Source organism: Microbispora sp. H11081, assembly GCF_012999535.1.
Classification (GTDB): domain Bacteria; phylum Actinomycetota; class Actinomycetes; order Streptosporangiales; family Streptosporangiaceae; genus Microbispora.
On record NZ_JABBWV010000001.1, the window covers coordinates 1159800 to 1173885 of the forward strand.

Annotated in this window: 11 protein-coding genes; 5 read left to right on the top strand and 6 right to left on the bottom strand. The window is 69.5% G+C overall.

Annotated features, from left to right (window positions below; all coding sequences use genetic code 11):
* Positions 1-164: 164 nt before the first annotated feature.
* The 5 genes from HHX31_RS04975 to HHX31_RS04995 all read right to left on the bottom strand — a co-directional run bounded on the left by HHX31_RS04975 (position 165) and on the right by HHX31_RS04995 (position 5612).
* Positions 165-1058, bottom strand: a complete 894-nt coding sequence (locus HHX31_RS04975; protein ID WP_169945362.1) for an IclR family transcriptional regulator — start codon at positions 1056-1058, stop codon at positions 165-167.
* Between the two features lie 218 nt (positions 1059-1276).
* Positions 1277-2155 carry an ABC transporter permease gene (locus HHX31_RS04980; RefSeq protein WP_169945363.1) on the bottom strand — a complete coding sequence of 293 codons (879 nt, stop codon included), beginning with the start codon at positions 2153-2155 and terminating at the stop codon, positions 1277-1279.
* Between the two features lie 2 nt (positions 2156-2157).
* The gene (locus HHX31_RS04985; protein WP_169945365.1) at positions 2158-3078 is read right to left on the bottom strand and encodes an ABC transporter permease; all 921 of its coding nucleotides are present in this window, start codon (positions 3076-3078) and stop codon (positions 2158-2160) included.
* 59 nt (positions 3079-3137) lie between these two features.
* Positions 3138-4694: an ABC transporter substrate-binding protein gene (locus HHX31_RS04990; RefSeq protein ID WP_169945367.1), complete on the bottom strand. Its 1557-nt coding sequence runs from the start codon at positions 4692-4694 to the stop codon at positions 3138-3140.
* A gap of 108 nt (positions 4695-4802) precedes the next feature.
* Positions 4803-5612, bottom strand: a complete 810-nt coding sequence (locus HHX31_RS04995; protein WP_169945369.1) for an enoyl-CoA hydratase/isomerase family protein — start codon at positions 5610-5612, stop codon at positions 4803-4805.
* Positions 5613-5919: 307 nt separating this feature from the next.
* Between HHX31_RS04995 and HHX31_RS05000 the strand changes: the two genes are divergently transcribed.
* From HHX31_RS05000 to HHX31_RS05010, 3 genes are all read left to right on the top strand, one after another.
* The gene (locus HHX31_RS05000) at positions 5920-7278 is read left to right on the top strand and encodes a dihydroorotase family protein (protein WP_169945371.1); all 1359 of its coding nucleotides are present in this window, start codon (positions 5920-5922) and stop codon (positions 7276-7278) included.
* A gap of 68 nt (positions 7279-7346) precedes the next feature.
* A complete protein-coding gene (locus HHX31_RS05005) occupies positions 7347-8249 on the top strand; it encodes a carbon-nitrogen hydrolase family protein (protein WP_169945372.1) in 903 nt (300 codons plus the stop codon).
* Between the two features lie 32 nt (positions 8250-8281).
* Positions 8282-9289, top strand: a complete 1008-nt coding sequence (locus HHX31_RS05010; RefSeq protein WP_169945374.1) for an LLM class flavin-dependent oxidoreductase — start codon at positions 8282-8284, stop codon at positions 9287-9289.
* A gap of 170 nt (positions 9290-9459) precedes the next feature.
* On the opposite strand, the gene HHX31_RS05015 is transcribed toward HHX31_RS05010, so the two are convergent.
* Positions 9460-11580 (bottom strand): acetate--CoA ligase family protein, encoded by a 2121-nt coding sequence (locus HHX31_RS05015; RefSeq protein ID WP_169945376.1) that lies wholly within the window; start codon positions 11578-11580, stop codon positions 9460-9462.
* A 215-nt stretch (positions 11581-11795) separates the two neighbouring features.
* Here HHX31_RS05015 and HHX31_RS05020 point away from each other — a divergent pair, with 215 nt between their 5' ends.
* Together HHX31_RS05020 and HHX31_RS05025 are read left to right on the top strand one after the other, a co-directional pair.
* Entirely contained in the window at positions 11796-12815 is a 1020-nt protein-coding gene (locus tag HHX31_RS05020) for an ABC transporter ATP-binding protein (RefSeq protein ID WP_169945378.1), read from the top strand.
* The gene (locus HHX31_RS05025) at positions 12815-13924 is read left to right on the top strand and encodes an ABC transporter ATP-binding protein (RefSeq protein ID WP_169945380.1); all 1110 of its coding nucleotides are present in this window, start codon (positions 12815-12817) and stop codon (positions 13922-13924) included. Before HHX31_RS05020 ends, HHX31_RS05025 begins: the two co-directional genes overlap by 1 nt.
* The last annotated feature ends 162 nt before the right edge of the window (positions 13925-14086 follow it).

Genomic DNA, 14086 nt, shown 5'->3' on the forward strand with positions numbered 1-14086 from the left:
GACACGGCGGGACGTGGGGACGGTGGGGGACGGCGTGGGGGGCACGCGCCAGGAGCGCAGGTCAGGGCGCGGACGCTCCCGGCGCCTCTAGTGCGCGGCGGCGGCCGCGGTCACGAGGACAGGCGCCCTCGTGACCGCGCCGCGGTAGCAGTAAGACGGCTCTTCTAGTGGAGCGGCAGGCCGTTCGTCAATTGCAGGTCGGTAATACTGAGCAGGTCGCTGAGGCGGCTGGAGGCCTGCAGCAGCGAATCCGCGGTCGAATCGATCCAGCTTTTGGTCAGACGAAAGGTCGGCCCGCCGATCCACACGGCGTACGGGAATTTGTCGCGCACCCGGACCGGTGCGGCCACCGACGAGGCGCCCGGCTCCAGTTCGTCGATGGTGTAGGCGTATCCACGGCTTCTGATGTCGTCCAGGCCCTGTATGAACGCGTCGAAACCGCCGAGGTGTTCCGGTGCGTGTTTCTCGAACTCCTCCGCGTAATCGTGGATGACAGACTGCCTGTCCAGCGCGGCGAGCAGCACCTTTCCCGTGGACGTCGCCCAGACGGGCTGGGTGCGCGGCACGGGTTTGAGTGTCTGCCCGATGATGCGCGGGCCGGGAACCTGGGCGACGACCATCACGTTCGGGGGAAGCAGGACGTCGAACCCACAGGTCTCCTGGGTCCGCGCGGCCAGCTCGGTCAGCACGCGGCGCATGTGACCGTACGCGCCGTCGCTGTCCAGCAGCCCGCCGACGATGGACAGGAGCCCCAGCGACACCCGGTAGCGCCGGGTGTCGGGGTCGAGAGACAGCCAGCTCTCGCGCTCCAGCACGTTCAGCACGCGGTAGCAAGTGGCCTTCGGGATGCCGGACTCCCGGGCGACCTCGCTGAGCCCGACCCCCTCGGGGTGTGCCGCGACGGCACGGAGCACCCAGATGGTGCGGCGTACCAGGCCTGACTCACTCGCCGCCATTTCTCCTCCGAAGAGATTCGCCCGGCCGCCGAACCGCAGCGGCAAAACCCGGGCAACGCAGAAGGCCCCTGATCGGGCAGAAAGCGGTCCTGCCCGGATCATGCTGATGCTAATGGATCCACGCTGACGCGTCGCCTGGAAAGGCGATGCGGAATTACCGCAGGCCAGCCCATATCCCAGAGGGAAAGCCGCCATAGTACCGCAGTGGTCATCTCTGATGAAGAGCCGGACCGGCCGCTGGAGTGCGACCCGCCGGAGGGTCTCTCGAATCGGAGAAAGTCCGTGGCGGTGCGGGGCCGCGCGATTCCCGCGCGTAACCGTCAGCGCAGAGTCGGGTCGAAAGTGTCACGGAATCCATCGCCCACCAGATTGAGCGACAATACGGTCGCCAGGATGGCCAGGCCGGGGAAGATGCTGACGTGCGGCGCCGAGGCGACGTACTGCCTGCCGTCCGCGAGCATCGCACCCCACTCCGGGCTCGGGGGCTGCGCCCCGAGGCCCAGGAAGCTGAGCGAGGAGACGCTCACGATGGCCAGCGCCAGGCCCACCGTCGTGATGACGATGATGGGGGCGCTGATGTTCGGCAGGATGTGCCGGATCGCGATGCGGAGCCCGCGCAGTCCTGACGCGTGCGCCGCTTCCACGTACTCCTTGCCCACCACCTCGAGCGTCGCGCCGCGGACGACCCGGGCGTACTGCGGGATGTAGGTGATCCCGACCGCGATGGCGGCGTTGCGCAGGCTCGGCCCGGCGACCGCCACGACCAGGATCGCGAGCAGGAAGTAGGGGAACGACAGCACCAGGTCCATGCTGCGCATCAGCAGGCTGTCGGCGATGCCGCCGCGGTAGGCGGCGACGATGCCGATGACCGTGCCGACGACGCCGCTCAGCAGCACGGCGCCGGCGGCGGCGAGCAGCGTGGCCCGGGCGCCGAGCATGATGCGGCTGAGGATGTCCCGTCCGAACGCGTCACGCCCGAGCCACGCGTCGGCGCTTGGCCCCTCCCTGCGCAGCGCGAGGTTCTGCGCGGTGGGATCGTGCGGGGCGATCCACGGCGCGAGCAGGGCGACCGCGGTGATCAGCACGAGGATGATCAGGCCGACGACCGCCGCGCGGTTGCGGGCGAACGTCGCCCATCCCTCCTGGAAGGCACTTCGCTCGACCGCGGCCTTGGGTGGCGCGGCTACGACTGCGCTCATGGTCAGACTCCTCGCTGCCGGGGGTCGACCCACTTGTAGAGCACGTCGACCAGCAGGTTGATCACGACGAAGACGACGGTGCCGAGGAGGACCGCGCCCCGTACGACGGGATAGTCGCGTCCCTCGATGGCGGTGACCATGAGGCGGCCCATCCCGGGGATGCCGAAGACCGTCTCGGTGAGCACGGCGCCGCCGATGAGGGCGCCGAACTGGAGACCGATCACCGTCATGACGGGCACCAGGGCGTTCTTCAGCGCGTACTTCATGACCACCGTGCGCTCGGGCAGTCCTGCCGCGCGCGCGGTGCGGATGTAGTCGCCGCCCAGCACCTCCAGCATGCTGGACCGCGTCAGCCGCGCGATCACGGCGAGCGGGTACGTGCTGAGCGCGATGGCGGGCAGCACCAGGTGCAGGTACGTGCCCCAGCCGAATGCGGGGAAGATCGGCCACTTCACCGAGAAGCCGATGATGAGCAGGATCGCCAGCCAGAACACGGGCAGCGACACCAGCGTGAGCACACCGACCCTGGTGACGGTGTCGATGATCGAGTACTGCTTGACCGCGGCGAGGATGCCCACCCCGACGCCGACGAGCACGGCGATGAGCATGCCCGTCGTGGCGAGGGTGGCGCTCACGCCCGCTGTGCGGGCGAGTTCGGCGACGACCTCGCGCCCGCTGCGGTAGGAGATCCCGAGGTCTCCCTGCACGGCGTTCGCCACGAAGGACAGGTACTGCACGACAAGCGGCCGGTCGAGTCCCAGCTTGGCCCGCAGGTCGGCGACCGCCTCGGGTGACGCGTTCTGCCCGAGGAGCAGCGTGACGGGGTCACCCGGGGTCATCTCCAGGGCCACGAACACGACGAACGAGATGATGAGCAGCAGCGGTATCAGCTGCAGGATCCGTCTGCCCGCGTAGGACAACATTTTCTGACACCTCCTCAATCAGGCCCGGAAGGGGTTCCCCGGGTGGCCCTCACTCGCGGTTACTTCTGCCGGACGGTGATCTTCGAGAGGTCCCACAGAGTCGATCTCCTGGTGTGGAATCCCTCGACACCCGCGCCGGTCGCGTAGAAGTTCGTCGAGTGGTAGACGGGGACCACCACGACGTCGTCCATCACGAGCCTGCGCTGGATCTTGTTCATCAGGTCCTCGCGCTCCTTGGTCTTCACCGGGAGCAGGGCGAGCCGGTCGATGTCCTCGTCGGAACCCGCGTAGCCGGACATGTTGTTGACGGCGCCGGAGCGGAAGACGCGGGTCAGCATGTCGGCGGGGTCGCCGGCGGTCATGCCCCAGCCCAGCCAGTACATCTGCGTCTTGTGCTCAAGGAGCGAGGTGAACCAGGTGCCGGACTCCTGCATCTTCAGGTTGGCGGTCACCCCGATCTCCTTCAGCTGCTCCTTCAGGACCTCGGCGACTTCCTTGTCCTTGAGGTAGTAGTCGGTGGGCACGACCAGGTCGAGCGTCACGTTCTTGGCCCCGGCCTCGGCCATCAGGCGCTTGGCGCCCTCGACGTCGTGCGGGATCGTGATCGGCTCGTCGGACGGGCTGATCAGCGCGGGGGGGATCAGGCCCTTGGTGGCGGGCTCGCCCACGCCCTCCAGGACGGTGGAGACGATGGCCTCCTTGTCGATCGCCATGGCGATCGCGCGGCGGACCTTGACGTCAGGGACCTGCTTGAGCTCGAAGCCGAGGAAGACCGGCTGCGCCTTGACCTCGATGACCTCGGTGAGGTCCTCGGAGGCGCGGATGGAGGCCAGCTCGGACGGCGGCGGGTTCTCGATGACGTGGACGTCGCCGGACTGCAGCGCGGCGTACCGGGTGCTGGCCTCGGGGATCGGCACGATCTCCAGGGTCTTCACCGGAGGCTTCTCGCCCCAGTAGTTCTCGTTGCGTTCGAGCACCATGAGCTCGTCGGGGTTCCACGTCTTGAGGACGTACGGCCCGGTGCCGACGGGACGGCTGGACAGGTCCTTCTCGCCCTCCGCGATCGCCTTCGCGCTGACGATGCCGGCGACGGGGACGGAGAGGTTGTTGAGCAGGCCGGAGAACGGCTTGGACAGCCGCACCTTGACCTGGTTGCCGGTGGCCTCGACGGATTCGATCACGCCCAGGTAGCCGCTGCCCTGCTTGGCCTTCGACGCCCGCTCGAGGTTGGTCTTGACCACCTCGGCGGTGAGGTCGGTGCCGTCGCTGAACTTGACGCCCTGGCGGATTTCGAAGGTCCACTCCGTGTCGGAGTCCTGCTTCCACGAGGTGGCGAGCCCCGGCTCGGGCGTGCCGTCGGGGGCCAGCGTGATCAGCTGGTCGTACAGCAGGTCGAGCCGGGTGAAGTCGGCGGTGAGGGAGAAGTTCGGCGGGTCGAGGCTCTGGGCGTCGGCGCTGGTGCCGATGCGCAGGGAGACGTCCTTGGACTCCGCGACGGGCGCGGCGGCCTCGCTGTCACCGCCGGCGCTGAGCCCGCAACCCGTCAGGGTGAGAGAGGTGAGGAGGGCGAGGGCCACGGCACCGCGGCGCGGCCACGCTCCCTTGATGTGGTTCATGAACTGGTTCTTCTTCCTGGCATCACGACGTCACGGAGCCGGCGCGCCCCGGAGCGGGGGCCGGTGCTCGTCCGCGACGCGCGTCCGGTGTGATCTGGTGCGTTGTGCCTAGTCGCGGTAGGGGGCGTCGCGCGCCACGAGGAACGCCTTGAGCCCTTCCTCAGCACGGATCTTGCGCAGCCGGTCGCGCTCGGGCACGCCGGTGGAGTCGAGGACCAGGGTGTCGCCGAACCGGTGACCGGCCTGGAGCCCGCGGAAGCCCTGCATGTCGTACATCATGCGAACCGACCGCTTGAGGGTCTGGAGCGTGAGCAGCGGGGCGTTGGCGATGCGGTGGGCCAGGCGCAGCGCCGCCGCGTCGACCGTGCCGTCGGGCACGACGGCGTTGACCAGGCCGAGGCGGTGGGCCTCCTGCGCGTCGACGCTGTCACCAGTGAGGTACATGTGGTTCATCAGCTTGAAGTGCGTGAGCCACGGCAGCAGCAGCAGCGGCGACAGGGTGCCGTGCCGGATCTCGGGCTCGCCGAACGACGCGGACTCACCGCAGACGGTCAGGTCGCCGATCAGGCCGAGGTTGCAGCCGGCGGCGAGGGCGACGCCCTTCACCGACGTGATCAGCACCTTGTCCATGTACCAGAGCTTCTCCAGCATCTTCGCGTTGCGCTGCGCGATGCGGTCGGTCTCCACCGTGTTCTCGGGCGACGGATCGTTGACGAGGTCGATGCCGGAGGAGAAGGCGCGGTCGCCCTCCGCTCCGAGCACGACCACCTTGATCTCCGGGTCCGCCTCGAGCTCGTCGATGATCGCGCTCAACTCGTTCACGGTCTGCGCACGCAGGGCGTTCAGGGCCTTCGGGCGGTTCAAGGTGACGATCGCGACCTGGCCGTCACGTTCCAGGCGCACGTCTTCGTAAGGCACTCGCAAACTCCATCCCAAGATTGCTTCGGTTCGTCAGATGAACCGGTGATCTGGATAGTGGACCCGTAGGGATGGCTCGTGTCAAGAGAGAAGCATGCAAGTTTTCCTGGTCGCAACATGCGCGTGACGACGGGACGGGCTCCCGATCCTCTGCGGGGGCGCGGATCCGGCGCGCCAGGGCTCGCCTCGCCCCAGGCATTGACAGGCGTATCCGCTTGCATCAAAAATGAACTACCAGTTCGCTCAGTGAACCGACATTGACCTGTCGCCCCCCGGCGCCCCCCACCCCCCGTGAAGGAAGGTCTTCGTGCATTTCGATCTTGTCGTGACGGGTGGGCTGCTCGTCGACCCCGACTGGGGCACGCTCCCCGGCAGCCTTGGAGTCAAGGACGGCCGCATCGCCGCGGTCGTCTCTCCGCACCAGGAGCTCACCGCGGACGAGACGGTCGACGCCACGGGCCTGGTGGTGATGCCGGGGGTGATCGACCCCCATACGCACCTCGGATACGCCCAGTCGTTCGATGCGGACCTGGTCACAGAGACCCGCTCGGCGGCGCTCGGCGGTGTCACCACCGTATTGAGCTTCTACAGACAGTACAAGGGCGCCCAGCCCGCTCCGTACGACGAGCTGCCCGAACTGGCCGCGGCCGTGAACAGGGCGTCCGTGGTCGACGTGGGTCTGCACTTCGGCATGCTCGCCGAGTCCCAGGTGCGCGAGATCCCCAAGTACGCGGCGGCCGGGGTGACCTCGCACAAGTTCTACATGGCCTACCGCGGCCCGGACGGCGCCACGGTCGGCATGGTCAACGAGTGCGACGACGGCCTCCTGCTCGAAGGGCTGCGCCTGCTCGGCAGGGAAGGCGGCGTGGCCTGCGTGCACGCCGAGAACACCGACATCGTCAACCGGTCCATGCGGCAGGTGCGCGAGTCGGGCGCGACCGGCCTGCGGGCCTGGTCCGACGCCCGTCCGGCGTTCGCGGAGGCGGAGAACATCCAGCGGGTGGCCTTCCTCGCCCGGCGGGCCGAGGCCCCCGTCTACCTGGTGCACATCGGCTCGCGCGAGTCGCTCGACGCGGCCAGGCGGGCGCGGGAGGAGGGCGCCACGGTGTGGGTGGAGACCTGCCCGCACTACCTGACCCACACCTACGACAGTCCGGCGGGGCCGCTCGCCAAAATCAACCCTCCGGTCCGCAGCGAGGACGACGTCGAGGCGATGTGGGAGGGACTGATCGACGGTACGGTCGACACCGTCGGCACCGACCACTGCGCCGTCCCCCTCGACCGCAAGGGCGCCGACATCTGGGCCGCCGCCGCGGGATTCCCCGGCATGGCGACGACGCTGCCGGTGCTGCTGTCCGAGGGCCACCACAAGCGCGGCATGAGCCTGACGCGGATCGCGCAGGTCCTCGCGCGCAACTCCGCGTCCATCTTCAACATCCCCGGCAAGGGGACGCTGCGGGTGGGCGCCGACGCCGACCTCGTGCTGTGCGACCTCGGCGCGGAGCGCGTCGTCGACCACCGGGCGCTCGGCAGCTCGTCCGCGTACAGCATCCTCGACGGCCAGACGTTGCGCGGCTGGCCGGTGCGCACCGTGCTGCGCGGGCGGACGGTGGCGGTGGACGGGCAGATCGTCGGCGAGCCGGGGGGCCGGTTCCTGGCCCGGTGAGCGCGGGCGCGCCACCACACACAAGCAACAGCGACCACAACGAACGCAGAAAGAACAGGAGAGCCGCGTTGAAGGCAAAGGTACTGCTCATCCAGAACGGCCCGGCGGGCACGGACACCGAGAAGAACGTCGAGGAGAACCTGGCCCTCGTCGCCGAGGCGACGAAGGACTACGCGCCGGACTTCGTGCTGTTCAGCGAGTTGTCCAACACGCAGTACTTCTGCGGCTACAACTCGCCCGAGCCCTTCGCGCTGGCCGAGCCGATCGACGGCCCGTCCGTCCGGCGGTTCCAGGAGCTCGCCAGGGAGCTCGGCAGCTACGTGCTCTTCCCCTTCTACGAGAAGGGCGAGGTGAAGGGTGAGTTCTACAACAGTGTGGCGGTCATCGGCCGCGACGGCGAGCTGATCCCGGGCGACCTGCCGGACGGACGCCAGGTGCGCGTCTACCGCAAGAACCACATCCCCGACCAGTGGAGCTACAGCCCCGGTCTCAACGAGCGTTACTACTTCAAGGAGGGCCCCGGCCTCGCGACGTTCAGGACCGAGTACGGCAAGATCTCCATCCTGATCTGCTACGAGCGCTCCTTCCCCGAGGCGTGGCGGGTGCACGCCCTGCAGGGTTCGAAGATCATGTTCGTCCCGGTGGCCGCGTGGGGCCCGAACCGTGCCGACTCCTGGGGCGGCGAGCTGCGCACCGCGGCCATCCAGAACGGCCTGTTCGTCGTCGCCTCCAACAAGGGCGGCCTGGAGATGACCGAGGGCCCGCGCCACTTCTTCGGCGCCAGCCGGATCATCAGCCCGCTGGGCGAGGAGCTCGCCGCGGCGCCGGCCGGAGAGGGCCCGCACATCCTCAAGGCGGAGCTCGACCTCGACGAGATCGACCAGCACGGGGTGCGCTACACGTTCTTCCGCGACCGCCGCCCCGAGCTCTACCGCTCGCTCAGCGACGACGTCGCCCGCGGCGTCCTCTAATCCGGCTCCACTCGCAGATAGGGACACGAGTAATGGATGTAGGCGTCTTCCTGGGCTCGCAGTACGCGCCCGACCAGGACATCTACGCGGCATTCCAAGGCCTGATCGAGCAGACGCGCCTGATCAGGGACAACGGTTACGACGCCATCTGGCTGGGCCAGCACTTCCTGAGCGCGCCCGACCAGTATCTCCAGACGACGCCGATGCTCGCCCGCCTGGCCGCGGAGGCGGGCGACATGAAGCTGGGCACGAACCTGCTGCTGCTGCCGCTCATGAACCCCGTCGACATCGCGGAGCAGTACGCGACGATGGACGTCATCAGTGGCGGCAAGCTGATCCTGGGCGTGGGGCTCGGCTACCGGGACGCGGAGTTCGAGGCGTTCCAGTTGCGCAAGAAGGATCGGGTCGGCCGCCTCGAGGAGGGCGTGGAGATCCTCAAGCGGCTGTGGACCGAGGAGAACGTCTCCTTCGAGGGCAAGCACTTCACGCTCGACAACGTGACGATCAGCCCGCGCCCGATCCAGAAGCCCCGCCCGCAGATCTGGTTCGGCGCCACCGCCGACCCGGCGATCAGGCGGGCCGCGGTCCAGGGCGACGCGTGGATCGCGACGTCGATGACCGAGTGGGGGGAGATGGAGCAGCAGGTCGCCCTCTACCACCAGACCCGCAAGGAGGCGGGCCTGCCGGAGAAGGTGGAGTTCGCCAAGTGCGTCGAGCTCTACGTCGGAGACGACAAGGAGAGCGCGGTCAAGGAGGCCGAGCCGTACATCGGCGCGAAGTACAAGGCCTACTACAGCTGGGGCATGGGCGACAACGTCCCCGGTAACAGCGGCGCCGGCATCAGCGACTTCGCCGAGCTCACCAGGAAACGCTTCATCATCGGCGGCGTCGACGACGTGATCGAGGATTGCCTCTACCATCGCGACACGCTCGGAGTCACCCACCTGATCGTCCGGCTGAACTTCCCCGGCATGCCGATGGAGCTCGTCCGGCGCAGCATCGAGCGGTTCGGCAGGGAGGTCATCCCGGCGATCCGCTGAGATCCCGGCCGTCCGCAGAAGGCGCGAGCAACGCCGTGATGTACGAGCACGCGCTCGACGTACGCGCAGGCCTTGATGCCGGAAGAGCCTCGCTCCCTGAGGGGAGCGAGGCTCTTCGCGATGCCGCGGGCTCGGCGCGGGCCCGGTCGCCAGGGCCCGCGCCGCGCCCGTCAGCCCGCCTGGTCGTTGATGAGCAGGCAGTCGACGGCGGTGACGCCCTGTCCCTCCGGCAGGACCAGCAGCGGGTTCATCTCGGCCGCGGCCAGGCCGGGCAGCGAGGCCGCCAGTGCGGAGAACCGCACGGCGACCTCGACCAGGGCGGCCCGGTCGAGGGCCGGTGCGCCCCGGTAGCCGGCCAGGAGCCTGCCGAGCACCCCGGCGTCGAGCAGTTCCTCCACGTCGGCTGCCGCGAGGGGGACCGGACGGGAGGGCGCGGGCCCCATCAGCTCGGCCAGGATGCCGCCTGGGGCGATGGACAGGACGAGCCCGACCTGCGGGTCGTCGACGACGCCCATCAGGCATTCGAGGGCCTCGCCCCGCACCATCCGCTGGACGAGGATGCCGGTGATCCGGGCGTCCGGCGCGTGGCCGCGTACGGATTCGAGCATCGCGGCGGCGGCGGCCTCGGCCTCCTCGGCGGTGGCGAGGCCCAGCCGGACGCCCCCGACCTCCGTCTTGTGCGCGATGTCCGGGGACTCGACCTTGAGCACCACCGGGAGGCCGACGCGCTCGACCACGGCGGCCACCTCGTCCACGCCCGAGGCGACGCCGAAGGGCGCCACCGGGACCCCGGCGGCCTCCAGGGCCTCCAGCGCGTCCGATCCGGAGGCGACCGCGTACGGCGAGGGCCACTTGCCCGCGGGCTCGACGGCGGGCCGGTCGGTGAGGGTGAAGCGCGGCCACTCGAGCCAGGACTTGAGCGCGAGGATGCCCGGGCGCAGCCCCATCACGACCGGCACTCCGGCCTGCTCCAGCGTGGCCTGGATGACCGGGTCGAGCGGGCCCGCGGTCATGGTCAGCAGCACCAGCGGCGTCTCGGTGCCGGCGGCGACCTCGGCCAGGATCTTCGCCTGCGCGCGGTAGAGCTCCTCCTGCCCGGGACCGGCGAGCCCGACGTTCATCGCGAACACCACCATGCCGATGCCGGGCTGCTCTGCGGTCACCTGGAGGGAGCGCAGGAGGATCGACGGGTCCTCCACGGCGGAGCCCGTCACGTCCAGCGGGTTGTTGACCCCGGCGAAGTCGGGAAGGATGCCGCTCAGCCGCTCCGTGGCGTCCCGGTCGAACGCGGGCAGCGACAGGCCGCAGGTCTCGGCGGCGTCGGCCACGAGCCCGCTCGCGCCACCCGAGATCGACAGCACTCCGACGCCCGTCTCGCCCACGCCGGTCCTGCGCAGGTGCGAGAACAGCAGGACCGTCTCGCGGAACTCGTCGAGGTCGTTGACGCGGATCGCGCCGACCGAGGCCAGCAGGCCGTCGAGGGCGGCGGCGGCCCCGGACACGGCGCCGGTGTGCGCCATGGCCGCCTGGCGGCCGAGGTCGGACCTGCCGCCGGAGACGACGACGACCGCCTTGCCCCGCGCGCGGGCCCGGCGGCACGCCTCCGCGAACTTGGGGGCGTCACGCAGGCCTTCGAGGAAGACCCCGATGACGTCGGTCGACTCGTCCTCGGCGTACCAGGCGACGTAGTCGGAGACGGTGGCCGACACCTCGTTGCCGGTCGTGATCAGCGCGGAGGCCCCGAGGCCGCGGCCCATCGCCGAGTCGGTGACCGCGTGGGACAGGGCGCCGGACTGCAGGACCAGCGCGACGTTCCCCTTGGGCAGGGGGTCGACGATCCGGCCGGAGTAGGCGGCGGCCCCCTCCGACAGGTCGGCCGTGCCGTAGCAGTTGGGGCCGCAGGCGACCATGTCGTACCGGTCGAGCAGGCGGCGGAGTTCGGCGGCGCGCTCGGATCCCGCGCTGCCCTCGCCGAATCCGCTGCCGATCAGCACGACCGCGCGCACGCCACGCTCGCCTGCGTCGCGCACGGCGGTCAGGGCGGCGTCGGCGCCGACGGCGACGACGACGAGGTCCACGCCGTCGGGAAGCGCGCTGACGGAGGGCACGCAGGGAGCGCCGAGCACCTCGTCGTACTTGGGGTTGACGGCGTGGATCTCTCCGCTGAAGCCGAACCTGCGCAGGTTCTCGATCACCCGGGTGCCCCGGTTGCGTCGTGGGGAGGCGCCCACGACCGCGATGGAACGCGGGCGCAGGAGCGGTCGCAGGTCACGGAATACAGGGTCAGACATGATCACCGTCCGGTCGTCGTCGAGGGAAGTTCGGCGCAGGTCCGTGACGGAGCTTCCGCCAGTACGGGGGGTTCGCGAGATTTCACAGGATCGTCATCGCGAGCCGACGCACCTGCCCTTGTATCAGTAGCACGAAGAAGCTACTTTGATCCAACGGTTTGCTAAGTGAACCACCAAAACAGTGACGGAGGCTACCAAAAAGTGCAGGAGGTGCCATGACCGTCAAAAGTGACGAAGGTGACGTCCTTCTCGATATCCGGAGTCTGCGTACTCGGATCGAGACCCTGCGGGGTGTCGTTCACCCCGTCAACGACGTGTCCCTGCAGTGCCGTGCCGGGCGTACGCTCGCGGTGGTCGGCGAGTCCGGGTCGGGCAAGAGCATGACCTTCCTGTCGGTGCTCGGCCTCCTGCCGGCCGGCGGGTCGATCGAGTCCGGATCGGTCACCTACCTCGGGCGGGAGATCTCCACCGCGAGCCCGAAGGAGATGCGACGGCTCCGCGGGAAGTCGATCGGGATGATCTTCCAGGACTCGCTGGCCGGTCTGAACCCCTCCTTCACGGTGGGGGAGCAGATCGGCGACGTGGTCCGCCACCACGAGAACGCGTCCCGGAGCCAGGCGAGGGAGCGTGCGATCGAGACCCTCGGGCTCGTCGGCCTCCCGAACCCCCGCGAGCGGGTGGACTACTACCCGCACCAGCTGTCCGGGGGCATGCGGCAGCGCGTGATGATCGCGATGGGCGTGGCGCTGCGGCCGCGGGTGCTCGTCGCCGACGAGCCGACCACCGCGCTCGACGTCACCGTGCAGGCCCAGATCATGGAACTGCTCGACGGCCTCCGCAGGGAGCTCGGCATGTCCCTCGTGGTCATCACGCACGACCTCGGCGTCGTCGCCCGGTACGCCGAGGACGTCGCGGTCATGTACGGCGGGCGTGTGGTCGAGCACGGCAGCGTCCGCCAGGTGCTCAAGAGCACGAACCACCCCTACACCGAGGCGCTGCTGCGTTCCAGTCCCCGGCCGGACGCCAGCGTCGCGGAGCTCGACCCGATCCCCGGTCAGCCGCCGAACCTTCTCGCGGTCCCGCCGGGATGCGGCTTCCATCCGCGCTGCCACCGTCGCGACGGCCGGGAGGACTGCACGGTCCAGATTCCCCAGTTGCGTGCGCTCAGCCCGACCAGCCAGTTGACCGCTTGCCATCACGCCGAGGAGATGGTCATGCAGGAGGTGAGCACGTGATGGCCGCCGAGACCGCCGAAGCCCCTGGCGCGCCCTTCGTCGCGGGGCAGGACGCAGTCCTGCGGGTCGAGAACCTGTCGAAGCACTTCCGGCAGCGGAAGCGGTTCGGCCGTCCCTCGCCCGTCGTCAGAGCGGTGGACGACGTCTCCTTCGACCTCGCCCGTGGTGAGACTCTGGGCCTCGTCGGCGAGTCCGGGTGCGGCAAGACGACGCTGAGCCGCATGATCCTGCGGCTGATCGAGCCCACCTCCGGGAAGGTGTTCCTCGACGGCGAGGACGTCACCCGCCTTGAGGGCCGCCACCTGCGCACGTTCCGCCAGAAGGTCCAGGTGGTGTTCCAGGACCCGTACGCGTCGCTGGACCCGCGGCAGAAGGTGGGCGCCAGCGTCGGGGAACCGCTGACCAACTCCGGCCTCTCCCGCGAGCGCAAGCTGGAGATCGTGCACGAGACCCTGGAGCGGATGGGACTGCAGCGCGGGCAGGCCCGGCTGTTCCCGCACCAGTTCTCCGGAGGGCAGCGCCAGCGCATCGGCATCGCGCGGGCGCTCTCGGTCACCCCCCAGGTCCTGCTGCTCGACGAGCCCGTCTCCGCCCTGGACGTCTCCATCCAGGCCCAGGTGCTCAAGCTGCTGCGCGACCTGCGCGAGGAGTACGGCCTCAGCTACATCCTCATCTCCCACGACCTGTCCGTCGTACGGCATGTGAGCGACCGGGTCATGGTGATGTACCTGGGCCGGATCGTCGAGATCGCGTCCAAGCACGACCTCTACACCGCTCCGCGGCACCCGTACACGGCCTCGCTGCTGTCGGCCGCGCCGGTGCCCGACCCGGACGTCGAGCGCGTCCGCGAGCGGATCCAGCTCGCCGGCGATCCGCCCAACCCCGTCAACCCGCCGCCGGGGTGCGCCTTCCACCAGCGCTGCTTCCACGCCTCGGCGCTGGCGGAGAAGCTGCCCGACGACGAGGTCGAGGTGCTGGCGGACGGCCGCCGGGTGCCGGGAGCGTGCGCCCGGCTGCAGCCCGCGCTCGCCCCCGGAGCGGCCGGCACGCGCTGGTCTGCGTGCCATTTCCCGCTGGAGAACGAGGAGACCGCGGCGATCACCGCCTGACGGTCTCGCACGGAGCACGTCGAGGACGCGCTCCGGCCGTGGGGCCGGAGCGCGTTCCCGCCTGTCCCGGGGCTTTCTCGTGGCCCCGGCGGCAACCTGAGTCCCAAGGATTGACACGAGCAGCAGTCGACCCATTGAATGAACCAGAGATTCACTCAGTGA